Annotated in this window: 25 protein-coding genes; 11 read left to right on the top strand and 14 right to left on the bottom strand. The window is 34.1% G+C overall.

Going from position 1 to position 26,996, the window contains the following annotated elements:
- The first annotated feature begins 20 nt into the window (after positions 1-20).
- The gene (locus tag BUC11_RS06600) at positions 21-536 is read left to right on the top strand and encodes a DUF3575 domain-containing protein (RefSeq protein WP_073352873.1); all 516 of its coding nucleotides are present in this window, start codon (positions 21-23) and stop codon (positions 534-536) included.
- Between the two features lie 57 nt (positions 537-593).
- Here the strand turns inward: BUC11_RS06600 and BUC11_RS06595 are convergent, their stop codons facing one another.
- A complete protein-coding gene (locus BUC11_RS06595) occupies positions 594-2,135 on the bottom strand; it encodes a glycine--tRNA ligase (protein ID WP_073352872.1) in 1,542 nt (513 codons plus the stop codon).
- 97 nt (positions 2,136-2,232) lie between these two features.
- Here BUC11_RS06595 and BUC11_RS06590 point away from each other — a divergent pair, with 97 nt between their 5' ends.
- The gene (locus BUC11_RS06590) at positions 2,233-2,916 is read left to right on the top strand and encodes a ComF family protein (RefSeq protein WP_073352871.1); all 684 of its coding nucleotides are present in this window, start codon (positions 2,233-2,235) and stop codon (positions 2,914-2,916) included.
- A gap of 335 nt (positions 2,917-3,251) precedes the next feature.
- Positions 3,252-3,860, top strand: coding sequence for a superoxide dismutase (locus tag BUC11_RS06585; protein WP_073352870.1), 609 nt, complete (start codon positions 3,252-3,254; stop codon positions 3,858-3,860).
- Between the two features lie 295 nt (positions 3,861-4,155).
- On the opposite strand, the gene BUC11_RS06580 is transcribed toward BUC11_RS06585, so the two are convergent.
- The 4 genes from BUC11_RS06580 to BUC11_RS06565 all read right to left on the bottom strand — a co-directional run bounded on the left by BUC11_RS06580 (position 4,156) and on the right by BUC11_RS06565 (position 8,309).
- Positions 4,156-6,054, bottom strand: coding sequence for an amidophosphoribosyltransferase (locus tag BUC11_RS06580; protein ID WP_073352869.1), 1,899 nt, complete (start codon positions 6,052-6,054; stop codon positions 4,156-4,158).
- A gap of 128 nt (positions 6,055-6,182) precedes the next feature.
- Positions 6,183-7,106 carry a PfkB family carbohydrate kinase gene (locus tag BUC11_RS06575; RefSeq protein WP_073352868.1) on the bottom strand — a complete coding sequence of 308 codons (924 nt, stop codon included), beginning with the start codon at positions 7,104-7,106 and terminating at the stop codon, positions 6,183-6,185.
- Positions 7,107-7,345: 239 nt separating this feature from the next.
- Positions 7,346-7,738 carry a hypothetical protein gene (locus BUC11_RS06570; protein ID WP_073352867.1) on the bottom strand — a complete coding sequence of 131 codons (393 nt, stop codon included), beginning with the start codon at positions 7,736-7,738 and terminating at the stop codon, positions 7,346-7,348.
- A complete protein-coding gene (locus tag BUC11_RS06565) occupies positions 7,722-8,309 on the bottom strand; it encodes an RNA polymerase sigma factor (protein ID WP_073352866.1) in 588 nt (195 codons plus the stop codon). Before BUC11_RS06565 ends, BUC11_RS06570 begins: the two co-directional genes overlap by 17 nt.
- Positions 8,310-8,604: 295 nt before the next feature.
- Here BUC11_RS06565 and BUC11_RS06560 point away from each other — a divergent pair, with 295 nt between their 5' ends.
- Positions 8,605-8,952 carry a DUF6249 domain-containing protein gene (locus tag BUC11_RS06560; RefSeq protein WP_073352865.1) on the top strand — a complete coding sequence of 116 codons (348 nt, stop codon included), beginning with the start codon at positions 8,605-8,607 and terminating at the stop codon, positions 8,950-8,952.
- A 64-nt stretch (positions 8,953-9,016) separates the two neighbouring features.
- Here the strand turns inward: BUC11_RS06560 and rnhA are convergent, their stop codons facing one another.
- Together rnhA and purN are read right to left on the bottom strand one after the other, a co-directional pair.
- A complete protein-coding gene (rnhA, locus tag BUC11_RS06555; protein ID WP_073352864.1) occupies positions 9,017-9,493 on the bottom strand; it encodes a ribonuclease HI in 477 nt (158 codons plus the stop codon).
- Between the two features lie 84 nt (positions 9,494-9,577).
- Complete coding sequence (purN, locus tag BUC11_RS06550; protein WP_073352863.1) at positions 9,578-10,141, bottom strand: phosphoribosylglycinamide formyltransferase; 564 nt, start codon at positions 10,139-10,141, stop codon at positions 9,578-9,580.
- 176 nt (positions 10,142-10,317) lie between these two features.
- On the opposite strand from purN, the gene BUC11_RS06545 reads away from it, so the two are divergent.
- The 6 genes from BUC11_RS06545 (at position 10,318) to BUC11_RS06520 (ending at position 15,705) form a co-directional block, all read left to right on the top strand.
- Positions 10,318-10,554, top strand: a complete 237-nt coding sequence (locus BUC11_RS06545; RefSeq protein ID WP_007137004.1) for an acyl carrier protein — start codon at positions 10,318-10,320, stop codon at positions 10,552-10,554.
- Positions 10,555-10,732: 178 nt separating this feature from the next.
- Entirely contained in the window at positions 10,733-11,986 is a 1,254-nt protein-coding gene (fabF, locus tag BUC11_RS06540) for a beta-ketoacyl-ACP synthase II (protein ID WP_073352905.1), read from the top strand.
- 6 nt (positions 11,987-11,992) lie between these two features.
- Positions 11,993-12,733 carry a ribonuclease III family protein gene (locus tag BUC11_RS06535; protein WP_073352862.1) on the top strand — a complete coding sequence of 247 codons (741 nt, stop codon included), beginning with the start codon at positions 11,993-11,995 and terminating at the stop codon, positions 12,731-12,733.
- 114 nt (positions 12,734-12,847) lie between these two features.
- On the top strand, positions 12,848-13,336 hold the full coding sequence (locus BUC11_RS06530) for an IPExxxVDY family protein (RefSeq protein ID WP_066075451.1): 489 nt from the start codon (positions 12,848-12,850) through the stop codon (positions 13,334-13,336).
- Positions 13,337-13,341: 5 nt separating this feature from the next.
- Entirely contained in the window at positions 13,342-14,772 is a 1,431-nt protein-coding gene (pyk, locus tag BUC11_RS06525) for a pyruvate kinase (RefSeq protein ID WP_066075453.1), read from the top strand.
- A gap of 162 nt (positions 14,773-14,934) precedes the next feature.
- Complete coding sequence (locus BUC11_RS06520) at positions 14,935-15,705, top strand: Bax inhibitor-1/YccA family protein (RefSeq protein ID WP_073352861.1); 771 nt, start codon at positions 14,935-14,937, stop codon at positions 15,703-15,705.
- Positions 15,706-15,842: 137 nt separating this feature from the next.
- Here BUC11_RS06520 and BUC11_RS06515 read toward each other — a convergent pair whose 3' ends face one another.
- From BUC11_RS06515 to BUC11_RS06505, 3 genes are all read right to left on the bottom strand, one after another.
- Complete coding sequence (locus BUC11_RS06515; protein ID WP_073352860.1) at positions 15,843-16,358, bottom strand: PAS domain-containing protein; 516 nt, start codon at positions 16,356-16,358, stop codon at positions 15,843-15,845.
- 94 nt (positions 16,359-16,452) lie between these two features.
- Complete coding sequence (gene dinB, locus BUC11_RS06510) at positions 16,453-17,535, bottom strand: DNA polymerase IV (protein ID WP_073352859.1); 1,083 nt, start codon at positions 17,533-17,535, stop codon at positions 16,453-16,455.
- Positions 17,536-17,582: 47 nt separating this feature from the next.
- Positions 17,583-19,670 carry a recombinase gene (locus tag BUC11_RS06505; protein WP_073352858.1) on the bottom strand — a complete coding sequence of 696 codons (2,088 nt, stop codon included), beginning with the start codon at positions 19,668-19,670 and terminating at the stop codon, positions 17,583-17,585.
- Between the two features lie 422 nt (positions 19,671-20,092).
- Here BUC11_RS06505 and BUC11_RS06495 point away from each other — a divergent pair, with 422 nt between their 5' ends.
- The gene (locus BUC11_RS06495) at positions 20,093-20,560 is read left to right on the top strand and encodes a CYTH domain-containing protein (RefSeq protein WP_073352904.1); all 468 of its coding nucleotides are present in this window, start codon (positions 20,093-20,095) and stop codon (positions 20,558-20,560) included.
- Here BUC11_RS06495 and BUC11_RS06490 read toward each other — a convergent pair whose 3' ends face one another.
- The 4 genes from BUC11_RS06490 to pgi form a co-directional block, all read right to left on the bottom strand.
- The gene (locus BUC11_RS06490; RefSeq protein WP_394332904.1) at positions 20,561-20,923 is read right to left on the bottom strand and encodes a septal ring lytic transglycosylase RlpA family protein; all 363 of its coding nucleotides are present in this window, start codon (positions 20,921-20,923) and stop codon (positions 20,561-20,563) included.
- 198 nt (positions 20,924-21,121) lie between these two features.
- Complete coding sequence (locus BUC11_RS06485; protein ID WP_066076017.1) at positions 21,122-21,556, bottom strand: hypothetical protein; 435 nt, start codon at positions 21,554-21,556, stop codon at positions 21,122-21,124.
- A gap of 94 nt (positions 21,557-21,650) precedes the next feature.
- Positions 21,651-24,893 (bottom strand): TonB-dependent receptor, encoded by a 3,243-nt coding sequence (locus BUC11_RS06480; RefSeq protein WP_073352855.1) that lies wholly within the window; start codon positions 24,891-24,893, stop codon positions 21,651-21,653.
- Between the two features lie 365 nt (positions 24,894-25,258).
- Entirely contained in the window at positions 25,259-26,917 is a 1,659-nt protein-coding gene (pgi, locus tag BUC11_RS06475) for a glucose-6-phosphate isomerase (protein WP_073352854.1), read from the bottom strand.
- Positions 26,918-26,996 lie beyond the last annotated feature (79 nt).

The following is a 26,996-nucleotide window of genomic DNA, read 5'->3' as shown; positions in this document are numbered from 1 at the left end:
TATGCAAAAAAACTACTACTATGAAAAAACTATTTATTGTGTTGTGCTTCGCTTCTTTTTTATCTGGTTTTAGCCAAGAAAAAGAAACAATTGATTTCAAGCGAAACGAGATTAAACTAAATGTTGCGTTTTTAGTTGCAGGTGCTTTCGAAGGCACTTTTGAAAGAATAATAAACGAAGAATCCGCTTTTGGTGTTTCGGTATTTGTTCCAATAATTGAAGACATTGAACCAAATTTTCAGTTAACACCTTACTACCGCTATTTTTTTGGTAAAAAACCCGCTGCAGGATTTTTTGCGGAAGGATTTGGTATGTTAAACTCTTATGAAAGCTACATTTATAGCAATACTAATAATTCAAATATAGAAAACAGAACTGATTTTGCTCTTGGTTTTGGTTTAGGCTCTAAATGGATTACTAGTAAAGGTTTTGTTTTTGAAATAAATGCAGGCGTTGGAAGAAATTTATTCAATAGTAGTGATACCGATTATGAGATCGTTGGTCGCGGTGGAATAACTTTCGGCTACCGATTCTAAACAATAAACAAAAAAGCTTCTCCATCGAGAAGCTTTTTTTATACAATACAAAAACAATTACATTTTCATCAACCAGTTTTTCATTGAAACCTCATTTTCTATAATGGTTTTCAAGTCTGCAATGGCAACACGATCTTGTTTCATGGTATCTCTATGACGAATCGTTACGGTTTGATCCTCGATTGTTTGATGATCCACCGTAATACAAAACGGTGTTCCCAACGCATCTTGCCTTCTGTAACGTCTTCCTACAGCATCTTTTTCATCATAAGCTACATTGAAATCCCAACGTAAATCGTCAATTATCTTATGTGCAATTTCTGGCAATCCATCTTTTTTAACTAATGGCAAAATAGCCGCTTTTGTTGGAGCCAGAACCGAAGGTAATTTCAGCACTGTTCGTGTTGAACCATCTTCCAAGGTTTCTTCCTTTAATGAAGTGGCAAAAACTGCTAGAAACATTCTGTCTAATCCTACCGAAGTTTCTACCACATAAGGAACATAATTTTGATTCAATTCCGCATCAAAATACTGTAATTTTCTACCCGAGAATTGTTCGTGTGCTTTTAAGTCAAAATCAGTTCTGGAGTGAATTCCCTCTAATTCTTTGAATCCAAAAGGAAAATTAAATTCTATATCAGCGGCTGCATTGGCATAATGCGCTAGTTTTTCATGGTCGTGAAAACGGTAGTTCTCTCTTCCTAAACCAAGAGACAAATGCCACTTTAAACGAGCGTCTTTCCAAAATTCATAATGCTTCATTTCTTCGCCTGGACGTACAAAAAATTGCATTTCCATTTGTTCAAACTCACGCATTCTAAAAATAAATTGTCTTGCAACGATTTCATTTCTAAACGCTTTTCCAGTTTGTGCAATTCCAAAAGGAACTTTCATTCGCCCTGATTTTTGTACATTCAAGAAATTGACAAAAATACCTTGAGCTGTCTCTGGACGCAAATATAAATCCATTGCTGAATCAGCTGAAGCGCCCAATTTTGTTCCAAACATCAAGTTGAATTGACGTACTTCAGTCCAATTTCTAGAACCTGATTCTGGACAAGCTATTTCTAATTCTTCAATTAACGCTTTTACGTCTTCTAAGTCTTCATTCCCTAAAGAACGTGCCATTCTTTCTAGAATTTCTCTTTCTTTAGCTTTGTACTCCATTACACGAGCATTTGTTGTAACAAATTCTTGCTCATTGAAAGCATCACCAAAACGAGCTCTTGCTTTTTCGATTTCTTTGATTGCTTTCTGATTTAGCTTTTCGGCATAATCTTCAATCAAAACATCAGCTCTATATCTTCTTTTCGAATCTTTGTTATCAATCAATGGATCATTAAAAGCATCTACGTGGCCTGATGCTTTCCAAGTCGTTGGATGCATCAAAATGGATGCGTCAAGACCGACAATGTTATCGTTCATTTGAACCATCGCTTTCCACCAGTATTCGCGTATGTTCTTTTTTAATTCTACTCCGTTTTGTGCATAATCATAGACTGCACTTAAACCATCGTATATTTCGCTTGACGGAAAAATAAATCCGTATTCTTTTGCATGCGAAACTACATTCTTAAATAAATCTTCTTGTTTTGCCATAATGATGCAAAAATATAAAAAGTGAACTTAAAAAAAAGAAAATTGTTAAAGATTGAAGCATTGATTTGTCTATTTTTATAAATAAATCCCTGATTACATGTTTGAAAGCCTTATTAATCTCTTTTTTCCAAAAGTCTGTTCTGGTTGCAGTTCTTTTTTATTGACCAATGAAAATGTGATTTGTACCATTTGCCGCCACGATATTCCGCTAACGAATCATCACCTCAATCCAGAAAATGAGGCGTACAAAAAATTCTATGGAAGAATTCCCGTCATTCACACTTCGGCATTATTTTATTTTCATAAAAAGGGCATTGTGCAAGAACTAATCCATAATTTAAAATACAAAGGGCACGAGGAAATAGGAACCATTCTAGGCGAATGGTGCGCCGAAGATTTAAAAAATATCGAATTATTACAATCAGTAGATGAAATTATTCCCGTTCCCTTGCATAGCCGAAAATTAAAAGAAAGAGGGTACAATCAGGTAACTGCGTTTGGGAAAGCACTATCTTTCAATTTAAATCTGACTTATAACGATTCCTTATTGCTTCGCAATGTGTATTCAAAAACACAATCCAAGAAAAATCTTTTAGGTAGAACAGAGGGCATTGCTACGGTTTTTGATGTTTCGTATACGGAGAAAGATCACAACAAACATTTCTTATTGATTGATGATGTTATCACCACTGGAGCCACACTTGAAGCATGTTCTCGAGCCATACTTAAAATTCCGGGTGCAAAAATTAGCATTGTTTGTATGGCAATGGCGCAATCTTAAAAGATAATTTTCGATACTAATTTTTTTCGAAAATTAAACAATGGTATAAAACACAATCGGATTTTAAGTTCAATAACTTCACCTCACTTTTATTCTTATTGGAGTTTCGTAAACTTTGTTTATAACGTAAACCCATTTTAATTTTTCCAATAAAAAACAAAAAGATTGCAGCTGGAAATAGGAATTAGCTCCTAATTTACAACGAATTGTATTTTTAATAAAACACACTATCAGTTAATTTAATGAAATTATAACGAAATAGAATTTCCGTTTCCAAAGTTTAATGTTTAAATTTGGATAAAATAATAACATAAATTAATTTAAACAATCATATTATGGCTTTTGAATTACCACAATTACCTTATGCGTATGACGCATTAGAACCTTATATTGATGCTCGTACGATGGAAATCCATCACTCAAAACATCACAACGCTTACATTACCAACGTAAATGCTGCTATTGCAGGGACGGATATGGAAGGTAAGACAATTGAAAATATCTTGATCAACCTTGATATGAAAAACATGCCCGTTCGCAACAACGGTGGAGGTTTTTACAATCACAGCTTATTTTGGACTGTAATGACACCAGACGGTGGCGGACTTCCAACAGGTGATTTATTGGCTGCAATTGAAGCTGCTTTTGGAACTTTTGAAGAATTTAAAGCAAGTTTTAGTAAAGCTGGAGCTACTCAATTTGGTTCGGGATGGGCTTGGCTTTGTGTTCATAAAGGCGGAAAAGTGGAAGTTTGCGGTACTCCAAACCAAGACAATCCATTAATGCCAGGTGTAGGTTGTGGTGGAACTCCAATTTTAGGAATGGATGTTTGGGAACATGCTTACTACTTGCATTATCAAAACAGAAGACCAGATTATATCGAAGCTTTTTTCAATGTAATTAACTGGACGGAAGTGGCTAGAAGATTCGCTTTAGAGAAATAAACAAAGGGTTAAAAGAAAGCTTTTACTATATAAATTGCTTTTCCTTTAAAAACAAAAAAGTCGGATGAGCTCATTAGTTCATCCGACTTTTTTTGTTGTTATCTTTTAACCTCATTTACTTCACTTTATTCCAATAAAAAAGGTGGAATTTCTTCCACCCTTTTTGCCCCAAATCTACCATAAACTTAACCTACTAATGTTATGGTGATTCAAATTTATACTAGTTCTTGGTTGCTACCAAATAAATTAGATGAACAACTTAGAAAACCGATTAAAAACTTACAGCCCTAGATTATCAGTATGCTCTTGCGTCTTTTCCTTCATAAAAATTCATGAAGGCACGGTTTACTACTCGGTTACCTCCTGGCGTAGGATAGTCTCCAGTAAAATACCAATCGCCTAAATTCTTTGGACAAGCGACATGTAAATCCTCCACGGTTTGAAAAATAATTTTCACCTCTGCCTTGATTTCAGGAGAGCTTAACATTTCTGCAATCTTATCTGAAACTTCTTGTGGCTGAAAAGGAGCGTATATTGCCGTCACATAATTAACAACCTCACTATCTTTAAAGTTTTCCTGTGCTTTACATTTTGCATACACTTCATCGACAATATGGTATAAGTTTCGTTCTTTAAGCAATTCTAATGCTGCTTTAAAGGCCACTAACCCTTCCAGTTTAGCCATGTCAATTCCGTAACAATCTGGATATCTAATTTGAGGCGCTGATGAAACAACAACAATTCGCTTTGGATTCAAACGATCCATCATTTTGATGATACTCATTTTCAAGGTAGTTCCCCGAACAATACTATCGTCAATAATTACCAAATTATCTGTTGGTTTAATTACGCCGTACGTAACATCGTAAACATGGGCAACTAAGTCATCCCGACTGCTATCCTCCGTAATAAAGGTTCTGAGTTTTGCGTCTTTAATCGCTACTTTTTCGGTACGTATTTTTACGGACAGTAATTCTTGTAGCGATTCCTTTGTTAAGGTATTTCTATTTTGCAGAATGTAATTGTTCTTTCTTTGGTTCAAAAAATCTTGTGCCGCTTCTACCAATCCGTAGAAAGAAGTCTCAGCCGTATTTGGAATATAGGAGAAAACCGTATTGTCCGTATCTTGATCTATTGATTTTAAAACTGCTGGAAGAATAAGTCTTCCCAGTGTTTTTCTTTCTTGATAAATTTCAGCATCACTACCTCTAGAAAAATAAATACGTTCGAAAGAACAGGCTTTTTTAACCGTTGGTGGAAGAATTTCCTTCATAGAAATCGTTCCGTTTTTCTTAATTATCAAAGCATTTCCTGGTTCAATTTCTTGTACTTTGTCAAAAGGCACATTAAAAACAGTTTGAATAACAGGTCTTTCTGAAGCCACTACCACAATCTCATCATCTTGATAAAAATAAGCGGGACGAATTCCTGCCGGATCTCTGAAAACGAACGAGTCTCCGTGACCCAAAAGGCCTGCCATTGCGTAACCTCCATCTAAATTTTTTGAAGCTCGGGTCAATATTTTTGCTACATCTAACCGCTCTGCAATTACTGGTGAAGCTTCTCTTTTGGTAAGACCTTCATTTTTACATTCTTGATATAAATCGGTTACTTCATCATCTAAAAAGTGCCCTATTTTTTCCATTACAGTAACAGTATCTGCCATTTCTTTTGGGTGCTGACCCAGTTCAACCAAACTTTGAAAAAGCTCTTTCACATTAGTCATGTTGAAATTTCCAGCTAAAATCAGGTTTCGATGCATCCAATTATTCTGACGTAAAAAAGGGTGGACGCTTTCTATACTGTTTTTGCCAAAAGTACCATACCGCACATGTCCTAAAAACAATTCGCCTAAATACGGTATCTTGTGTTTTTGAAGTGCGACATCATCTGCGTACTCGGGATGAGCCGCCATTTCCTCATTTATTCTGTCGTTAATTTGAGCAAAAACATCTTGAATAGGTTGGGCGTGATTGGATCTTACGCGACTGATGTATCGTTCCCCTGGTTCCACGTCTAATTTTATGCTTGCAAAACCAGCACCATCTTGTCCGCGATTGTGCTGCTTTTCCATCAAAAGATACATTTTTTGGATTCCGTAAAATGCCGTTCCGTATTTCTCTTTGTAAAATTCAAGCGGTTTAAGTAGTCTAATTAAGGCTATACCACACTCGTGTTTTAAAGCATCGCTCATTGTAAAGTTGTTTGTGTTGTTGTGTTATTCTAAAATAATTTGACCTGATTAAAAAAAACGGTAAATCAGATGTAATTCCCTGCTAATTTTATTTAACAAAAAAACCCCGTTTCCGAGGTTTCAATATATTATAATTCTATGTCAAATTGTGTCAGTGATTTGAATTGTTGCAATCTGGATATTACTTCCTCTTTATCTAAATCAACCATTCTCTCGGTTCCAAATTTCTCCACACAAAAGGAGGCCAAATTAGATCCTTGAATAATTGCATTTTTCATGTTTTCGAATGAAATATTTTCACTCTGAGTTAAGTAGCCAGCAAAACCTCCGGCAAAGGTGTCTCCTGCTCCAGTTGGATCAAAAACTTCTTCAAGTGGTAAAGCGGGAGCAAAGAAAACTTCTTTATTGTGAAATAACAAAGCGCCATGTTCTCCTTTTTTAATTACGACGTACTCAGGCCCCATCGTCTGAATTTTTGCCGCTGCTTTTACTAGAGAATATTCTCCAGAAAGCTGTCTTGCTTCCTCATCATTGATTGTAATTACATCTACCCGTTTTATTACGTCCATCAATTCCGGCAATGCACAATCCATCCAAAAGTTCATAGTATCCAATACTACTAATTTAGGTTGTGTTTCCATTTGGTCCAAAACACTGCTTTGTACTAGTGGATGTAAGTTTCCTAACATTACTATTTCGGCATTTTTATAATCTTGAGGAACTTTTGGTTGAAAATCAGCCAAAACATTTAATTGTGTGTCTAGCGTATCTCTTGAATTCAAGTCGTTGTGATAGCGACCACTCCAAAAGAAGGTTTTTCCTCCTCTAACAACTTCAAGACCAGAAATATCAATATTTCTTGCTGTCAATAAATCTAGATATTCTTGCGGAAAATCATCGCCAACTACAGAGACGATAGCAGATTGCAAGTTAAAAAAAGAAGCAGATAAACCAATATAAGTTCCCGCACCACCTAAAATTTTATCAGTTTTTCCGAATGGAGTTTCAATTGCGTCAAAAGCTACTGTTCCAACAATCAATAATTTATTCATTTTATGAATTTCGAATTAGGGTGCAAAGATACTTCATAAGTTACAATATTGCAACGGTTTACACTCTCAAAATTTTCATAAAAAACCATTAACAATTTTGAAGTTAAAAGTATTGTAAATGAGCAAATTATCTTGTTTTTTTGATTGATTAAATTAAGTTTTTTTTCTTTTAAGAAACAACTCTTTTTCTGGAATAAAGATTTTAAATGTTTTTTGATTAATGATCGAAAAAATAAAAATTACAACTGACATCTCTTATTGTAATAGTTCTTCAATAAAGGTATTTGAATCAAAACCATAAAAGGAACAATTAAAATAGCGTATAAAATGTTTTTCGAAATATCAATTCCTGAAAACAAATCAGAAATTTTCTCTGTAAACAATTTGTTTGTTTTCAGGTCATATTCACCACTAGACATAAAGGCACAAACAACCAAAACAATTAACACCCCAATAATAAGGAACCAGGTTTGTTTTGAAATTAAAGGTTTGTATGCTTTGATTTTACTTTTTTTGGCAGCTAAAACCTTAACCATTATTTTTGAAGTGAAGTCAATTGATGGCGATTCCAAACTGCTTTCGGCCATCATTTTATCAATAAGATTTTCTATGTTTTTATCGCTCTCTTTCATAACACTCCAGTATTTCAGGTTCTAATTGTTTTTTAAGGATAACCGCTAATTTTTGCCTACTTCTGAATAGTTTTACTTTGGCATTGTTGGCCGAAATATTCATGATTTTTCCAATTTCTTGTAAATTCTTTTCATCAAAATAAAACAGCGTCAGCAGGAAGTTTTCGTCGTTTGGCAACAAATTTAAGCAATTTTGAATAGTCTGTTGTCGTTCTTTATCTTCTAATGCACTCAATGCATTATCCATCGTTTTAGTTAATTGTACCGAAAACTCCTCTATCGAAATATTGTTTTCTTCCTTTTTATTTTTCTTCAAATGGTCTAAGCAGGTGTGATAAGCAATTTTATAACTCCAAGTTGAAAATTTAGAATCTCCTTTAAACTTGCTTAAAGAATTGTAAATCTTAAGAAAGGTCTCTTGAGAAACATCTTCGGCTTCTTCACGGTTTTTAACCATTTGGAGCGCTAAGCTGAAGATCATATTCTTATAACGATTTACTAACACAGCAAACGCATTGTGGTCACCCTGTATAATTAAATTGATATAATGCTGATCTTCTAATGTACTCATATTCTATAGGACGACACCTTGCTGGTTTAGGTTACAATAAATTACAAATATTTAAATACAATAAAAATTAAAACATGTAAGTAATATAAGTAAATATAAGTTTTATTTCAAGACTCAAAGTAAAGACGTGATTTAGCTTTTCAGCGCAATATTGCCATTCCGGAGAACATGAAATCCCCGCAAGTAGTTCTGTAAAGAAATAAACCTGAAACTTGAAACTTTTTTCAAAAAATCTGTAACCTTATTTAAACTTCTCTCGTCATATGAAGTATCAAATCAATTAAAACAAAATATTATGTTAGCAGGAATTTTAATACCACTTAGTTTTTTTCTAATGATCTTCGGGATCGTTTATCTTATTTATTCAACAAGAAACAGAGAACGTTTAGCACTAATTGAAAAAGGTGTTGATGCCAGTATTTTTTTGCAAGCCAGAGAAAAAGGTATCCCGATGTGGAAAATCTTTGTTGTTAACCTGGCCTTTTTACTAATCGGCTGTGGCGTTGGAATTTTTATTGCTTTACTAATAACAACTTACACGTCTCTAAAAGATGGCGCAGTTTATCCTTCGATTATTTTTATCATGGCAGGAATTGGCTTACTGTTAGGATTTCGTAATGCTAAAGATTTAGATAAAGGATAAATAAAGCTCAAATAAGCAAATAAAATAACGTATCAAAAACATTGTTTTTTTGTACGTTATTTTTTTATTCTTTAGAAGCCATAGTTTCATAAAAAGAATCCACAGAAAGTTGATTTTGCATCGAAGCCATAACGGCTAATTCATCACATCTCTCGTTTTGAGGATGATTGTTATGTCCTTTGATCCATTTGAAATCAACTTTCTGTATTCTATATATCACTAAAAAACGTTCCCACAAATCGGAATTTTTCCGGTTTACAAATCCTTTTTTCTCCCATCCCAGAACCCATTTTTTCTCTACCGAATCGACCACATATTTAGAATCAGACACAACTAAGACTTTGGTATTCGCGTTTTTCAATTTTTCAAGACCGACAATAACCGCCAAAAGCTCCATTCTATTATTGGTTGTTAATCTAAACCCTTCATAGAATTCTTTCTTGTACGGTTTTCCTACCCATTCCATCACTACTCCATAACCCCCATTTCCGGGATTTCCTTTAGCAGCTCCATCTGTGTATATATGCACTTCGTGTTCCATATTGAATTTTTAGACTTAGTGAACTTTTTAAATTACCAGATTTTTTTATAATCATACTAATAGCTTTTTAGGAAATCTTTTAACTTACTCTTCTAGCAATTTTTTAATTATTTCCGGGAAATATTTTTGTTCTAATTGATGTATTTTTGTGGCTACTTCTTCTGCTGTTTCGTCGCCCGTTAAAACAAAACTTTGCTGAAAAATAATATTCCCTTCATCATAATTTTCATTTACAAAATGAATGGTAATTCCCGTTTCCTTTTCCTTATTTTCAACAACTGATCTGTGAATATGCATGCCATACATTCCCTTTCCTCCATACTTAGGCAACAAGGCGGGATGAATGTTTATGATCTTATTGGGATAAGCACTTATGATGTTTTTGGGAAATTTCAATAAAAATCCTGCCAAAACAATCCAATCCGGTTTGAAATTATTTAATATTTGTAATACTTCACCTTCATTTAAGTCTTCTTTCGAGAAAATTTCTAATGGTACGCTATACTTTTTTGCTTTCTCAATTACACCAGCAGTTGGGTTGTTTGTAAAAACAGCCACGACACTTCCAGTTTCAGTTTTTTCGAAAAACTGCATGATGTTTTCAGCGTTAGTACCCGATCCAGAAGCAAAAACAACAATTTTTTTCATAACCTAGTCTCTTTTAATTGTACAAAAAAAAGCATAATAATTGAAAATAAATAACATTGCGTCTGCTTTGTTAAAATAAATTTCATAAATTAGATGTCACATTTATTAACTAAATAGTTGTTTTAAAATAAAGTTTTTTATTTTTGCCAACAAATTAAATTCTAAAATTAAAGATTATGTCAGACATTGCATCAAGAGTAAAAGCGATTATCGTAGACAAATTAGGTGTTGACGAAAACGAAGTTGTAACAGAAGCAAGCTTCACTAATGATTTAGGAGCTGACTCATTAGACACTGTTGAGCTTATTATGGAATTCGAAAAAGAATTTGACATTCAAATTCCAGATGATCAAGCAGAAAACATCGCTACTGTAGGTCAAGCAATCTCTTACATCGAGGAAGCTAAAAAATAATAAAGACACACCCGTTTGCAATCCTGTAAACGGGTGTTATTATTTTTTTAAAATTAAATTCGAGATTGAAATTCAATCAAAACTATATTTATTGTAACACCCATGGCTCTTTTGTAATATAATACAGTAAAGAAAGCATGGGTTTTATTTGTTTAAAGTTAACAAAAATAAAGATTTTATGGTATTAAGACGAGTTGTAGTAACAGGTTTAGGCGCTCTTACACCTATTGGAAATAATATTGAAGAATATTGGAACGGACTTATTAACGGTGTTAGTGGAGCCGCACCAATAACCTATTTTGATGCTTCAAAATTTAAAACTCAGTTTGCATGTGAATTAAAAAACTTTAATGCGGAAGATTTTTTAGATAGAAAAGAAGCTAGAAAAATGGACCGCTATGCACAATACGCAATGGTTTCCTCTGATGAAGCGGTGATTGATGCTGGTTTTAATTTCGAAAAATTAGACAAGGATCGTGTAGGTGTTATTTGGGGTTCTGGAATTGGAGGCTTGGAAACCTTTCAAATCGAAATGTTGAACTTTGCGGCAGGAGATGGCACACCAAAATTCAATCCTTTCTTTATACCTAAAATGATTTCTGACATTGCCGGTGGACACATTTCTATAAAATACGGATTTAGAGGTCCAAACTTCACAACGGTTTCTGCTTGTGCTTCTTCCACTAATGCAATTATAGATGCTTTTAATTACATAAGATTAGGTCATGCCGACGCTATGGTAACTGGAGGCTCAGAAGCCGCAGTAACTATTGCAGGAATGGGTGGTTTTAATGCCATGCATGCCTTATCAACCAGAAATGACGATCCCAAAACAGCTTCTCGTCCCATGGATAAAGACCGAGATGGTTTTATTTTAGGTGAAGGTGCTGGCGCGTTAGTATTGGAAGAGTACGAACATGCAATAGCGCGTGGAGCTAAAATTTATTGCGAAATAGGCGGTGGCGGTATGTCTGCTGATGCCTATCACATAACTGCACCTCATCCTGATGGATTAGGCGCTAAAAACGTAATGCTAAATTGTTTAAGAGATGCTGGTCTTCAAGCTACTGATGTAGATGGTGTGAATATGCACGGAACTTCTACTCCCCTTGGTGACATGGCAGAATCTAAAGCAATATTGCATGTTTTTGGTGAACATGCCTACACGATGAATCTAAATTCTACTAAATCCATGACAGGTCATTTACTTGGCGCAGCCGGAGCAGTAGAGACTATCTCTTCGATTCTTTCGTTAAAATATGGAATAGTACCTCCTACCATTAATCATTTTACAGATGATGAAAACATCGATTCTAAACTAAACTTCACCTTCAACAAAGCTCAGAAAAGAGACATGAACGTTGTTATGAGTAATACTTTTGGTTTTGGAGGTCACAATGCTTGTGTATTAGTAAAAAAATTAGAAATCTAATTATAGATGCGTATAATCAGAAAAATATTTTCAAAATCCCGTTCTCTAGAAGACGGGATTTTTTTTGATTCTATTCAGAAGATCTTAGGATTTGCACCCATAAATCTTGATTGTTACAAAAAGGCATTCACCCATCGCTCCTCAAATCGTTTGGATATATTAGGGAATCCTATTAATTATGAACGTTTAGAATTTTTAGGAGATGCCATGCTAAGTTCTGTTATTGCTGCTCATTTATTCAATAAAGCCCCAGCAGGTGACGAAGGTTATCTTACTAAAATGCGCTCCAAGATTGTAAGCAGAGAACATTTAAACGAACTAGGAAAAGATCTAAATTTAGTCCAATATATCGAAAGTAAAGTGCCTCTTCAGCATTTTGGCGAAAACATTCATGGCAATATTTTTGAATCACTAGTGGGAGCAATATACTTAGACCGTGGTTATGTATATTGCGAAAAATTCATTCAAAAGAGAGTTATAATTCCGTACGTGGACATTGCCAGATTGGAAGGCAAAGTAATCAGCTATAAAAGCTTAGTCATCGAATGGTGCCAAAAAGAAAAAAAAATATTTCATTTTGATATTTTCGAAGACAATGCCATCGATGGACAACGCCTTTTTGGTGTTAAGCTTAGTATCGATGATAAAGTAATTGCGAAAGCCAGAGCCACTTCAAAAAAGAAAGCAGAAGAAAAAGCATCACAGCGTGCTTATTTTGCATTTCAAGAAAAAATGGACAGAAAATAACTTCACTATTCTTAAAACTATAACGTTATCGTTCATAAATTAACAAAAACATCCTCTCTCAAGAGACCAATACTTCGCTAGAAATACTATATTTACATCTTATTTTTTCATAAAATGGCTATTCATAAACTGGATCTTGGCGAATTTGACGAAATAGATTACTATCTTTTTGCAATTCATACTTCATTAGAGGACTATCGATTGGCCTTTTTTATTAATCAAAAATTACCAGTGAATCTTAGTAAAAGTGAAAATGAAATTCAGATCACTATAAAAGAAGGACAAACAAATTTTTCCAGATTTTATTATAATGTTCAAGAAAGTAGCATTTCCTGGAATTTAATTCAGAATAAAAATGAGGTGCTCCAATTTAATAAAGGAATCACTCACAATCTATTTTCAAATGTGACTGTAGAAGTAGCAACAAAAGTTTTTTTACTTCCTGAATTTAAAAAAGTAGATTATTTTTTGAAAATTGAAAAGAACAACGATGCTATGGACATATCCAAAATACAACTACTATTAAATACCATAGACAGCATATCCGCAGTTTACATAGTAGAAACAAATAAAATAAAATCTAAAAACAATTTAATTTTTTAATACAAATGCTTACAAACAAAAAAACTAAAATTGTAGCCACACTTGGGCCCGCATGTAGTACAAGAGAAATCATAAAAGACATGATTGACGCAGGTGTAAATGTGTTCCGAGTAAATTTTTCACATGCTGACTACGAAGATGTAAAAGAAAAGATAAACCTTATAAGAGGTTTAAATGAAGAGTTTGGTTATACCACTGCTATCCTTGGCGATTTACAAGGCCCTAAACTTCGAGTTGGAGTAATGGAAGAAGGAGTTGTAGTGCAAGATGGCGATTTAATTACTTTTACTACCGCCGAAGACCTCCTTGGTACTGCCAAAAAAGTTTTCATGAAATATAAAAACTTTCCAAATGATGTAAATCCTGGCGAAAGAATTTTACTTGATGACGGTAAACTTATCTTTGAAATTGTGGAAACTGATAAAAAATCAGAAGTTATTGCACGAGTAATTCAAGGTGGTGAATTGAAATCTAAAAAAGGAGTTAATTTACCAAACACTAAAATATCTCTCCCTGCAATGACGGAGAAAGATATTGCAGATGCGATATTTGCTATAGAACAACATGTCGACTGGATTGCATTATCATTTGTAAAAACACCAGAAGACCTGCAAGACTTGCAGGAATTAATTGCTAAACATTCGGACTACAAAATTCCAATTATTGCCAAAATCGAAATGCCTGAAGCACTAGAGAATATCGACAAAATCGTTGCCTACTGCGATGGTTTGATGGTAGCACGTGGTGATTTAGGTGTGGAACTTCCTGCTCATGAAGTACCTTTAGTACAAAAAGAATTGATTCGCAGAGCCAAAACTGCTCGTATTCCTGTAATTGTTGCCACACAAATGATGGAAACAATGATCACTAGCTTGACACCGACACGTGCCGAAGTAAATGACGTGGCGAACTCTGTTATGGATGGTGCTGATGCTGTCATGCTTTCTGGAGAAACCGCGACTGGTAATTATCCCGTTCAAGTAATCCAAAAAATGACACAAATCATAGAAGCAGTTGAAGATTCTCCACTTATTCAAGTGCCACAAAACACCCCACAAATAAAAACAAAACGATTTATAACTAAAACGATTTGTCATCATGCGGCCACTATGGCAAATGTAATCAAAGCAAAAGCCATTTGTACATTGACAAACAGTGGGTATACTGCTTTTCAAATTTCAGCTTGGAGACCAAATGCACATATTTTAGTATTTACCTCAAACAAAAGAATCCTTACTCAACTTAATCTACTTTGGGGAGTGAAATCTTTTATTTACAATAAAGACGAAAGTACGGATGATACTGTTACTGACGTTAACGAAATTGTAAAAGAAAAAGGATTTGTCAAAAAAGGAGATTTTCTTATTAATTTAGCAGCAATGCCAATTAAGGATAAAGGAATGGTGAACACCTTAAGAGTTTCAGAAATAGAATAGGTTATCCGTTTATGGAGACCATTATAAAACCGTCTTGCTAATGTTGCAAGACGGTTTTTTATTTTCATAAAAGACCGCTCTTTTGCAAAAAAAATTAAGAACAATTAAACACTCTTGTGCAAAATAAAATTTATATTTGACTAACAAAAAATCACTACAATTATGAATTTTAGTTCTAAAAATCCATTTTTAAATAATAAAACTTTTTCGACTGCAGTTTCAAAAAAAGACCAAGTACATCCGGCCACTATTATCGATTATAATGACGAGATGACATTATCAGGAACTATAAATAGAAGCTTGATTTTATTCTTACTTCTCACAGCTTCCGCAACCGTAATTTGGTGGATGACATTTAATGGTATGAACCCAATGGCTCCAGCAATTGGAGGTGCCGTCATGGGATTAGTTTTAGTTCTCATTGCTGCTTTCAAACCACACTATTCCCCTTACCTTGCTCCTGGTTATGCTTTGTTTGAAGGTTTATTTATTGGTGGAATTTCAGCTTTATTTGAAGCAAAGTATCCTGGAATCGTAATTCAAGCCGTTGGTGCAACATTTGTAACTTTTATGGTTTGCCTCGTATTGTATAAATATAAAATTGTCAAAGTAACAGAACAATTCAAATCAGTCGTTGTGGCTGCAACACTTGCCATTGCAACGTACTACCTTATTTCGTGGGTTTTTTCGATGTTTAGCAGTTTTACACCCGTGCATTATGGGAACTCACTGATGAGTATTGGAATCAGTATTTTTGTAATCGTCATAGCCGCTTTAAACTTATTCTTAGATTTTGACCGAATTGAAAAAGGAGCTGAGCAAAAAATGCCAAAATACATGGAATGGTACAGCGCCATGGGATTGATGATAACGTTAGTTTGGCTGTACATTGAATTTTTAAGGCTGCTTTCTAAACTGAATAGCAGAAATTAACACTCATGCAAAAATTTAAAAAAGGAAAACCCTTTACAGAATGAAAATGCCCCAAAAAGTTAGAAACTACTTGGGGCACTTTTTAAGGAAGGAAAAGTAAAGTATGACTGCGCCTTTAAATCAAAAGGATTTTTATATTATGCAGCTTTTTCAAAAGCTATGTAATGCCTTAATTCACCCTTACTGTTGAAAACGGGAAATCCTTTTATCAAACAAACATAGACCTCACCATTCTTTTTATAATTCATAACTGTTTTTTCGAAAGGCTGTTGGTGTAATATTGCCTTACGAATTTCATTTGACGTAATCTGGTTTGTGGCTTCACCTTGAAACATCTTTGGACTTTTACCCAGCACTTCTGCTGCAGAATATCCATTCATTGTCATCATGTTATGTGATGCAAAAACAATTTGTAATTTTACATCCGTTACTACAATTACTTCCTCTTTAAGGCTTTTTTTAAGATCCCAATTGTTTTGAGCCCATTTATTTTGTACTGCGATTGCATTCAATTTACTCAAATCTGCAAAAAAGTTTTTAATTGCAGACAAAAAATCACTGTGAAAATCCCACGAATATACTGGCACAGTCTTAATTGTTAAATTCCTGTGGTACATCGCAATAGCCTCTTCATATTGTCTAAAATCACTCATGATATATTGATTTAAAGATCAAATGTAATTTTATTTACGACAATAAAATAATACTTTTCAAACTTTAACCCTTGTTGAACGCAATGCGTATCATTTAGAAATCGAATTTTAACTGTACCACAACGAATTTCTTCTGCTCTGTATTCAAATTGCTTACTGAAATACCAAGCAATCGTACAGAATCCTTCATTCGTTCTTGATACAAAAGCTCGCTAACAATTTCTAATAGTAAGGTTTTATCAGATATAAAATAAGGCATCGTTTTACTACGAGTTTGCTGTGAAAAGTCGCTGTACTTTATTTTTAAAGTTATTGTTTTACCAGCAACAGTGTGTTTTTTTAATCTTTTTTCCAAAGCATTCGCTATGCTCTCCAATTTCTCCATCATAAAAATTTCCGAAGAAAGATTAACATCAAAAGTATGCTCTGCAGCAACTGATTTAGTAATTCGATTTGATTTAACTTCACTGTTGTGAATGCCTCTCACCACATTGTAATAAAAATTACCAGATTTACCAAAGTGTTTCTCTAAAAAATCTAAAGACTTATTTTTTAAATCCAGTCCTGTAAAAATTCCTAGCTGGTACATCTTTTCGGTTGTGACTTTTCCAACGCCATGAAATTTCCGGATGGCTAGTACCTCTAAAAAAGAAACAACCTCATCTGGATTAACTGTTTTTTGACCATTCGGCTTGTTGTAATCGCTGGCAATTTTAGCCACAAACTTATTAACTGAAATTCCAGCCGAAGCGGTCAAACCGACTTCATCAAAAATGCGTTCTCTGATTTCCCTTGCCAATAAGGTTGCACTTGGATTTCCTTTTTTATTAACAGTGACGTCTAAGTACGCTTCATCAAGCGATAAAGGCTCTACAAGATCCGTATACTCATAAAATATTTTTTGAATCTTGCTAGATATTTGCTTGTACCTCTCAAATCGTGGTTGTATAAAGAGGAGCTCTGGACAATTTTTTTTAGCCATAACTCCACTGATGGCACTACGAACTCCAAATTTCCTAGCCTCATAACTTGCTGCAGCAACGACTCCACGGGTTTCAGAACCTCCAACGGCAATGGGTTTTCCGCGTAAAGCCGGATTGTCCAGTTGCTCAACAGAAGCATAGAAAGCATCCATGTCAACGTGTATAATTTTCCTAATTGGAATTAAATCCTGCATCTTAATCGAATTGAATAATAATTCTGCTTTTTCAACGACTCTTTACACTACAAATTTTTAACCTCTTTGACATGCAAATAATTTTCGGCTACAGCTGATTTATTTTTAATTTCTGTTGGAAAAAAGAAACTAAAGGGTCTTGACTTGAAATGATTTAAAATCGACACAGCAACAAATCGAAGTTCAAATAATGAGATCGCTCGCGAACGGAATGCCAAGCCTAATGAAAGACTGAAACTTACCATAAAGTTGACTAATCCTATAATTCCAATGCCAAAAATACCCCAAAATAACATCGAATCACTAACTTCATAATTGGCGCCATACAAAGCTAAAGCAAGGTTCCCACTGGCAAAGGTGATGTGTCTAATGTCAAGATTTAATCCTAAAAACAACCCAATGGATGCCGTGCTACCCATGAATATTCCAAACCAGAAATTAGAAATAATTCCTGCCCATCTTTTTTCATACAATTTTGCTAGTTTCAAAGTTTTTATTTTTCCTAAATTCCTTTTAAGGAAAGGATGTTCTGTAATTCTAAAATAAACCTGATTGTGTTTGTCTCTATTGGCCACACTGCCCGAGATAATCCCCGATAAAAATAGAAAGACCCCAGCTATAGCTGCATGAAGTATGGCTAAAGAGTGAATGGGACTCAAATCAATAAGTAAACCTTCCCATTTAGTTGCAGCAATATTGTACTGCATCGTGTAATCAATAAGCCAGATTCCCAATAAGGAAACTGGAAAAGCCATAATTACATTTCCTACGAAAGCGATAAACTGAGACCGAAATACCCGTGCAAATAAAATAGCAAAAGCTTTATACTTTTCAGCATCTCTACCCTGCTTCAGCACGCCCTCTTCAAGTGCTTTAATCAAAGCAGCAGCAGTCATTGCAGGTTGCTTAGTTGCCAAAGTAAAGCCTAACAGATAAATTGCTATAAAACCAAAAGCATAATTCATACTGTAAAGAAAAGCATGTCCAAAAAAACTGGTGTCGGCCTTAGAAAGCAATACTTTGATAACACACAAAATTCCTACTATCAAACCACCTCCTAACGCTGTTTTGAACATCTTAAAATATTCATTACGACCTTCTGTAATATATTGCTCGCCTGTTTTAGCCGTATGCTGTGTAATCTCGTATGAAATCAATTGGGTACTTTCTGCTACAAATTTTCGAACATTGTTTTTGTAGCAATTAAACTTTATTAATCGCGAAGCTACTATAATCCCATTGTTCTTTTTATCTTTCTCACTGTCTACTATCAGTAATGAAATTAAAAATTTCAGGCGCTTTAATTGCTGTCTAATTTTTAATAAATTCTGGTTTACACGAAGTGAAATACCGTATTTTGAACTATTATGAAATGCTTTCTCCACAAATTCTTCGCATTGCTTGTGCAAAACTAATAACTGCGCATATGATAAATCATTTGACGTAATGTAATGCCTGTCTGACATTCTAATTCGATCTTCCAACAAAAACAATTCCTTTTCAAAAGCAGAAAATGGACTTTCGAGATCATCAAATTCGGGTACCATTTTGATTACATCCGTTTCCATAGCGCGACCACTGATGCGCTGCGTAATCAAATGCATAGCGACTAATACTTCCGACAAAATAGAATCAGGCTCCGCACTTTCATAAATCGACTTGAATCCCAAAAGATCGTAAACTTCACCTAATTGGTTCAATGGTATTTGGTTAATCCAAATCCCATCATTGGCAAGATAAAAAACCTGATTCAGCACATATTCTAAAGTATCAATCTGTGGCTGATAAGGCAAGAACTTAGCGAAAATTCTCTTTTTTACTTCAAAAAGAAAATCTACATCTTGCAAAATAGCAGCATCAGAAAGAATTTTATTAAATTTCCTGTCTTTTAAGATCTCTTTGAGGTAGATAGAAAACTGCTTCCTACACGCATAATTTTCTTTTAAAAAAGAAATAATTTCTTGCAAATCTACCTTTTGTCCCTTTTTGACTTTTAAAGGGCGTATCAGACGAATTAACTCAACTAAAGGTTCCAAGCTGTCGTTTGTCTCGCGCCAAGATTGTGCCTCACCAAAAAATTCAGTTAAAAGTCCTGCAATAGTGGCCTTAGGCTTAGCTTTGAAAAATTCCTTCATTCTTTTAGTTCAATTTTTGTAAAAATACAAATAGGCCAAACAAATTCAGCGAACTTATTCATAAAAAATTGATACGTAAGGGCAAAAAAAGTAAATAAATACCATTGCTTTTTTGAATTGCCTTCTTTTATATTTTCGAGATTACAATTATAGTGCTGTACAACCTTAGTAAATGAAACGCAACTTCGCATCTACAACCTAAAGTAGCAATTCGTTTGCAGTAAAAAGATAGAAACCGACTAAAGTAAAAATATTTAATACCTTTGAATTCTGAGATTAGAAACAATAACAAAGAAAATCTTCCAATACTAAAGCTGTTTTTTTTAGTAGAAAAAAGAATATTAGGAAATATCTGTTTCAGCAAATAAACTTACTATTGCTGACCAAACAAACAATTGCAAGCAGTAAAAATTCAAAACGATATGATTGAAATAGAAAGAAAATTTTTAGTTAAAAATGAATCGTTCAAGGAAGTTGCTTTTGCTCAGAATCCTATTGCGCAAGGCTATTTGAGTTCAATTCCCGAACGTACAGTTCGAATTCGAATCAAAGGTGGCAAAGGATTTTTGACCATAAAAGGGAATTCAAATAAAACAGGGATGTCCCGATTTGAATGGGAAAAAGAAATCCCTATTGCTGAGGCTAAAGCATTACTACTATTATGTGAAGAAGGCGTCATTGAGAAAACCCGTTTTGAAATAAAATCTGGGAATCACACTTTTGAGGTAGATGAGTTTTACGGTAAAAATGAAGGGTTAATTGTTGCAGAAATCGAACTTAACGCTGAGACGGATTCTTTTGATAAACCAGAATGGCTTGGTGATGAAGTAACCGGTGATATCCGCTATTACAATGCTTATTTAAGCAAAATTCCCTTCCAGAAATGGTGATTATTTGCTCAACACTTCAATAGTTACCAGCATTCCTCCACTCCCTCTATTAGAAGTAATATCCATAAATGCCCGTTTTGAGAGGTCAATTTCCCTAGACTTTACAAAAGGTCCTCTATCTGTGATTTCCACAATTACCCATTTTCCATTTTTTTCATTAGTGACTCTAACTTTTGTCCCAAAAGGAAGTTTTTTATGTGCAGCCGTATATTTGTTATTGTCAAATTTTGTACCACTAGTAGTGCGTCTTCCGTTGAATTTATCTGCATAATAAGAAGCATGGGCTGCTTTTTTGAAAGGCTTAAAAACGCCCAATACCGCTACTAAAGAATCCAATTTTTTTTCCTCAATTTGAATTCCCATTTTACTCTTTTTGATGGAGTCTTTTTGAACTAAGGTTTTCTGTCTTACTGAACTTTGACTATAAACTGCGCAAATTATTACCAGTAAAAAAAATAAAGTAATTGATTTTTTCATATATCTTGTGTTAGTTAAACCTATTTTACAAAAACCATACCTAGAAAAAAAAAGCTCTATTTCTAGAGCTTTTTATTAGGTTTTTTATAACCATATTTTCCATGGAATTCTACTCAATATAAGCAATAATCCCAAACCATAGAAAATAGAAAAGGTTTTAAACTTTGACTCACTAGTCATCAATTTTTTATGTTTAGACCAACCTATAGTGATTAATACAATAGCAATAACATTGATTAACGGATGCTCGAGCGCTAACAATCGGCTTTCCGTTGTTAAACCTCCCATTCCCACCGCTTTTATCATATTTAATCCGTTAGGAGAAACAAAATATAAAATGATACCCACTAAAAACTGAATGTGAATTGCAATCAAGGCAAACAAGGCAATTTTTCGATCTTTAGAAAAAAATTCTTTTTTAGAAAACATTCCAATTAAGGAATTTACCACCGCAACCACCAATACTAGAAGTGCCAAATAAGCCCAGCCAGAATGAAATTTTTGAATAAAATCGTACATATTTATTATTTTTGTTTTAACAAATATAACAAAAAAAGGCATAAAAAAAACCCTCATTTCAATTGAAATGAGGGTTTTTAAATTATAAACTAAATTAGTTGAATGTATAACGAACACCGGTTTGCATTTGCCATCTTGATGAATTCAAACCTACATCGTCAACTTGATTAATATTGTTTCCTACTGCAGGATTGTAACTAAAAGTAGGTGTATTTGTACCTGTTACGAAACCAACTTGTTGTAGTAACTGAACTTGGTCATTATTGGTGAAGTATCTCTTACCCCAATTTTTATTTAAAAGATTGGTAAAGTTAAAAATATCTGCTGTGAATTCCAGTGTATGTTTCTTTTTACCTATGTTAAAAGAGAACTCTTGAGCGAATTTTAAATCAACTATATGACTCGTTTTCAAACGATCTCCATTACGTTCTGCATAATCTCCTTTTCTACCTTTTAAATATTCATTACCTTCGATAAAAGCACTTAAAGCATCCCATTGTTGTTGTGGAGTCAAAGTGTTTGAAGAAGTAGAAACAAGTCTAATATCACTTTGCGCAGCAGGAACATAAATTAACGCTGAGTTAGAGAATGTATCCTGTAATAAACGCCCTGCATCATTATAAACATAACTGATTGGAGTTCCTTGAGCACCTTCATAGAAGAAACCGATTCTAGATTTAGTGAATTTACTCCATTTTAATGTCGCATTACCATTAGAAATAATTCTTCTTCCTGGATCAAAATCAGATCTTGAAAGTGATAAATAATTAGCACCATTAACAGTTTCCGTGTTGTTCCACTGAGAACTATTTTGAGAAGACGTTGCGTCTAATAAAACAGTCGATTTACCATAAGAGTAAGTTCCTGAGATATTACCATCAATAAAATCAGATCTGAAGTTCTTAGCTAATGTAAAAGCTACATTATAAGCTTTCCCTTCACCTGTATTAGAGCCTAAATACACTCCTAAATAAGAGTTATCAACTCTAGTATTACCATTATAACGAGGTCTTGTATCAGCACCTGTCAAGTTACTAGTTGAACTTCTGATGTTTAAGTTTTCGTAGGTAACGGCACTAATATTATCATTGTACGTGATTTCAGAAGTCAAAACAAAACCTAAAGGTAGTTTTTGATCAACAGCAAAACTCGCTTTGAAAACTTGAGGCAATTTGAAATCTTTTGCAAACAAATCGATATTTCCTCCTGTACGTCCTGAACCTGGGCGAGGATATGAAGCAGGAAGCGGTGCAATCTGACTATCAACACTAGTATTAGGATTAAAAACAGGCATTTGCGCTGCTGATGTTATTTGGATAGCTCCTTGAGTAACACCATTATTGTTGTATGTTCCACCTGGCCATACTAACGGTAATCTTGAAGTAAAAATCCCTACACCACCTCTAATTTGAGTAGATTTTTTACCATTTACATCATAATTAAATCCTAAACGCGGTGCAAAATGAGCTGTAGTGTTAATTCTTTCTCCTACTCTAGCACCTTGTAAATTTTTACCTGCAGCTTCTAACAAAGGAATAGTTCTGTTATTAAAATCATCATTACCTAGACCATTTTCCCAAACTGGTACGTCAACCCTAACACCGTAAGATAATTTAAAATTATCTGATAATCTCATGTCATTTTGTAAGTAGAAACCAAATTGCTTAGTACCAAATTCAGCCGCTCCTAGAGACCCATCTCCACTTCCTCCGATCAAAGAGTAATTCAAAATATATCTGTTCGGTTTTCTGTCAAGTAAGAAATCGTCAAGATTAGAATATCTGTAAGATCCAAAATTATTTCCAAAAAATACATTTTTAGATTGTGAAAATTCATTGTGAGTACCAATTGTAATTTTATTGATACCTGTATTGATTTCAAAATTATCAGTAATCGTTAATATCTTTTGATCTAAAAGATTTGCTGTAGAAAATCCTTCCGCACCAAAGAAAATACTTTGATTAGCTCCATCAAAAATTTGAACAGTTGGAAAAGGATCTCCAGCTGCATCTCTATCATCAGCAACGTTAGTGTAAGCAACAACTAAATTATTTGAGAATTTATTTCCAAATCTTGAGTTCAATTCTAAAGAGGTTGAATTAGTTACAGAATTGAATAATTGACCACCATTACCGAAACTGATTGCAGTTGCGGAAGAACGGCCTGGAGAAAATTGCTCTGCAGTAACATAACTATGTTTAAAAGACAATTTGTGGTTATCATTAATATTCCAGTCTATTTTACCAATAATTTTATCACTTACAAGCGTACGCACGTTATTATCAAAAGAACCTGGATCATAACCATAAGTAGCTAATTTAGCTCTTAATTCTCCTATTCTATTTCCTGACAAACCTGTGTAAGTAGATAATTCAAAAGGCTGTGGAGTTTCATTATTTTGTTTTTCATAATTTATGAAGTAAAACAATTTATCTTTTACAAGTGCTCCACCAGCACGAACTCCATAAGTCTGAGCTGAGAAATCTGCCAGTTTTTTTCTACCGTTTGTTCCAGCTAAAGAAGGAGGTGTTTTACCTGCAATAGATTCATCTCTATTTAAAAAGTAAGCCGATCCTTCAAAATTGTTGGTTCCAGAACGAGTAATTGCACTAATCGCTCCACCTGCAAAACCTGATAGCTTTACATCATAGGGGGCTACACTTACTTGGAATTGTTCGATAGCGTCAATAGAGATAGGACTAACTCCTGTTTGACCCCCATTAGTTCCGTTTGCAGCCAAACCAAAAACGTCATTACTTACCGCTCCATCAATATAAATTGCATTAAATCTGTTGTTTTGACCACCAATAGACAAAACATCATCACCTCTCAGTTGAGCTTGAGGTGTAAGTCTTGCAAAGTCAGAAATATTTCTAGACAAAGATGGCAATGCATTAATCTTGTCAGCATTAATTACTGTCTGAGCTCCAGTTCTTTGAGTATTAAATGTGTTATCTCTAGAAGATTTTACTACAACTTCTTGTAACTCATTTGACTCTTCTAACAAAACAACCTTAAAAGTTTTGTTCTCACCTAATTGAAGATAAACATCACTGTTTACAAAATCCGAGAAACCTACAAATGTTACAGTAACCTTGTATGGTCCTCCAACTCTCATATTTGAAATACTAAAATTTCCTGTACCATCCGTAGATGCTGAGTAACGAGTACCGGATGGAGTGTGTACTGCAAGAATAGAGGCCCCTGGTAAGGTTTGCGTATCCTTATCGTAAACATTACCACTAATAGAAGAATTTGTGTTACCCTGAGCATAAATATTAGAGTTCGCGTAAAAGAACACCGCCAGCACAAAAAATAACTTTAATAATTTTTTCATATTGATTAGTTTAAAAATATTTGGCAAAATTATAACATTTTTAGTTTAATAAGTTAATACAACGTTAAGAATTCCTGTTTTTGAAAAAATGAGGAATTCAATTAAAAATAATTTTATCGGTATTTTTAACAATAAAAAGGTTTTGTATCAATAAATAACTGTTTTTATTAAACTATTGTCACTATTTATCATATTGCAACCATTAAAAAAAACTCAAAAAACTCAATAAAACTATTAAAAAAGAGACACTTAGCCATAAAAAAGCCCTGATTTCACTCCAATCAGGGCCTTAAAAACTATATTTACCGCTCTAAAAAGAGCTATCAATTCAAATTATGTGAAAATTTATGAAAAATATAAATTTTCTAGTTCTTTTTACTCCTTAAAAAATGATTCAATAAAAATGCCGTAGAACTATCATGACTTTGAACTTTTTCCGTATTAATTTCCTCTAGTATAGAGTTTGCCAATTGTTTACCTAACTCGACTCCCCATTGATCAAAACTAAAAATATTCCAAATAATACCTTGAACAAAAATTTTGTGTTCATACAACGCAATTAAAGATCCCAAGGTTGCTGGTGTTAGTTTTTGAATTAAAATAGTATTCGTTGGTTTGTTTCCTGCGAATACTTTAAAAGGCAAAAGAAATTTAGCTTTCTCTGCTGCAAGCGCTTGCTTATCAAATTCCGCTTGTACTTGTGCTTCCGGTTTACCATGAAGTAATGCCTCGGTTTGCGCAAAAAAGTTAGACATCAGCTTATTATGATGATCTTCATCTCCATATAAAGGATTCACAAATCCAATAAAATCAGTTGGAATCAATTTAGTTCCTTGATGCATTAATTGAAAAAAAGCATGTTGTGCATTCGTTCCTGGTTCTCCCCAGATAATAGTTCCGGTTTGATAGTGGACCGGCTTGCCATCACGACCCACACTTTTACCATTGCTTTCCATTGTTCCTTGCTGCAAATAAGGTGCTAATTTTTGCAAGTATTGTGTGTACGGAATCAAAGCTTCACTTTCGGCACCATAAAAGTTATTGTACCAAACACTTAACAAAGCTAAAATCACGGGCATGTTTTTATCGAAATCGGCTGTTTTAAAATGTTCGTCCATCTCATTTGCCCCTTTCAACAAATCATTAAAACTATCGTATCCTACCGCTAAACTTATCGTAAGGCCAACTGCACTCCACAATGAGAATCGACCGCCAACCCAGTCCCACATGGGAAAAACATTGTCTGGATTTATACCAAATTCAGTTACTTTATCAATATTGGTGGAAACCGCAACAAAATGTTTCGCTACATCCGCTTGAGTTGTTCCAAAATCTGGGGACAAAAACCATTTTCTAATGGTTTCAGAATTAGTCAAGGTTTCCTGTGTGGTAAACGTTTTAGAAACAATAACAAACAAGGTTGTTTCAGGATTTAACTTTTTAATGATTTCATTGACATGATCACCATCAACGTTGGAAACGAAATGAACATTTAAATGATTTTTATAAAACTGTAATGCCTCTACCACCATAGCGGGTCCCAAATCTGAACCGCCAATACCTATATTCACAACATCTGTAAACGGTTTCCCTGTAAAACCGGTTCTACTGCCTAAGGTAACTTCGTTTGTAAATGTCTCTATTTTACGTTTTACATTATACACATCAGGAATTACATTAATTCCATCAACAGTAACAACCGCAGATTCCTTAGCACGCAAGGCAGTATGCAATACGGCTCGGTTTTCAGTTTGATTGATTATGGCACCATCAAAATAATCCGCAATAGCACTTTTAAGCCCCATTTCATCAGCTAGTTCTATTAATAATTGAATGGTTTCCTGATCAATACAATTTTTAGAATAATCAAGTAAAAAATCATTCCACTGCAGATTGAATTTATCAATTCTCGTAGGATCCAGTTGAAATAATTCCTGCATAGACACTTTTTGCATCTTGTTGAAATGCATTTCTAGTTTCTTCCAAGCAATTGTTTCCGTCGGGTTTATCGTATTTAAAGCCATTTATAAAGGATTTGTAGTAGTATTTAAATTCTGCCAAAAATACTCAAATTAGTTTTAATGAAAAATGAGTTTTGAATTA

Origin of the sequence: Flavobacterium xanthum (genome assembly GCF_900142695.1) — a bacterium.
GTDB lineage: Bacteria > Bacteroidota > Bacteroidia > Flavobacteriales > Flavobacteriaceae > Flavobacterium > Flavobacterium xanthum.
The sequence above is the reverse complement of the archived record's forward strand: the minus strand, read 5'-3'. Positions and strand labels throughout refer to the sequence as shown.

Excerpts from the sequence above, each read along its gene's own strand:
- BUC11_RS06545 (WP_007137004.1), top strand. The coding sequence starts at position 10,318 with ATGTCAGACATTGCATCAAGAGTAAAAGCGATTATCGTAGACAAATTA.
- BUC11_RS06490 (WP_394332904.1), bottom strand. The coding sequence starts at position 20,923 with ATGGGAATTCAAATTGAGGAAAAAAAATTGGATTCTTTAGTAGCGGTA.
- rnhA (WP_073352864.1), bottom strand. The coding sequence starts at position 9,493 with ATGGAACACGAAGTGCATATATACACAGATGGAGCTGCTAAAGGAAAT.
- BUC11_RS06520 (WP_073352861.1), top strand. The coding sequence starts at position 14,935 with ATGAATTTTAGTTCTAAAAATCCATTTTTAAATAATAAAACTTTTTCG.
- BUC11_RS06505 (WP_073352858.1), bottom strand. The coding sequence starts at position 19,670 with ATGAAGGAATTTTTCAAAGCTAAGCCTAAGGCCACTATTGCAGGACTT.
- BUC11_RS06485 (WP_066076017.1), bottom strand. The coding sequence starts at position 21,556 with ATGTACGATTTTATTCAAAAATTTCATTCTGGCTGGGCTTATTTGGCA.
- BUC11_RS06535 (WP_073352862.1), top strand. The coding sequence starts at position 11,993 with ATGCGTATAATCAGAAAAATATTTTCAAAATCCCGTTCTCTAGAAGAC.
- BUC11_RS06595 (WP_073352872.1), bottom strand. The coding sequence starts at position 2,135 with ATGGCAAAACAAGAAGATTTATTTAAGAATGTAGTTTCGCATGCAAAA.
- BUC11_RS06590 (WP_073352871.1), top strand. The coding sequence starts at position 2,233 with ATGTTTGAAAGCCTTATTAATCTCTTTTTTCCAAAAGTCTGTTCTGGT.
- purN (WP_073352863.1), bottom strand. The coding sequence starts at position 10,141 with ATGAAAAAAATTGTTGTTTTTGCTTCTGGATCGGGTACTAACGCTGAA.
- BUC11_RS06530 (WP_066075451.1), top strand. The coding sequence starts at position 12,848 with ATGGCTATTCATAAACTGGATCTTGGCGAATTTGACGAAATAGATTAC.
- fabF (WP_073352905.1), top strand. The coding sequence starts at position 10,733 with ATGGTATTAAGACGAGTTGTAGTAACAGGTTTAGGCGCTCTTACACCT.
- BUC11_RS06585 (WP_073352870.1), top strand. The coding sequence starts at position 3,252 with ATGGCTTTTGAATTACCACAATTACCTTATGCGTATGACGCATTAGAA.
- BUC11_RS06480 (WP_073352855.1), bottom strand. The coding sequence starts at position 24,893 with ATGAAAAAATTATTAAAGTTATTTTTTGTGCTGGCGGTGTTCTTTTAC.
- pyk (WP_066075453.1), top strand. The coding sequence starts at position 13,342 with ATGCTTACAAACAAAAAAACTAAAATTGTAGCCACACTTGGGCCCGCA.
- dinB (WP_073352859.1), bottom strand. The coding sequence starts at position 17,535 with ATGCAGGATTTAATTCCAATTAGGAAAATTATACACGTTGACATGGAT.
- BUC11_RS06560 (WP_073352865.1), top strand. The coding sequence starts at position 8,605 with ATGTTAGCAGGAATTTTAATACCACTTAGTTTTTTTCTAATGATCTTC.
- BUC11_RS06565 (WP_073352866.1), bottom strand. The coding sequence starts at position 8,309 with ATGAGTACATTAGAAGATCAGCATTATATCAATTTAATTATACAGGGT.
- BUC11_RS06600 (WP_073352873.1), top strand. The coding sequence starts at position 21 with ATGAAAAAACTATTTATTGTGTTGTGCTTCGCTTCTTTTTTATCTGGT.
- BUC11_RS06495 (WP_073352904.1), top strand. The coding sequence starts at position 20,093 with ATGATTGAAATAGAAAGAAAATTTTTAGTTAAAAATGAATCGTTCAAG.
- BUC11_RS06515 (WP_073352860.1), bottom strand. The coding sequence starts at position 16,358 with ATGAGTGATTTTAGACAATATGAAGAGGCTATTGCGATGTACCACAGG.
- BUC11_RS06575 (WP_073352868.1), bottom strand. The coding sequence starts at position 7,106 with ATGAATAAATTATTGATTGTTGGAACAGTAGCTTTTGACGCAATTGAA.
- BUC11_RS06580 (WP_073352869.1), bottom strand. The coding sequence starts at position 6,054 with ATGAGCGATGCTTTAAAACACGAGTGTGGTATAGCCTTAATTAGACTA.
- BUC11_RS06570 (WP_073352867.1), bottom strand. The coding sequence starts at position 7,738 with ATGAAAGAGAGCGATAAAAACATAGAAAATCTTATTGATAAAATGATG.
- pgi (WP_073352854.1), bottom strand. The coding sequence starts at position 26,917 with ATGGCTTTAAATACGATAAACCCGACGGAAACAATTGCTTGGAAGAAA.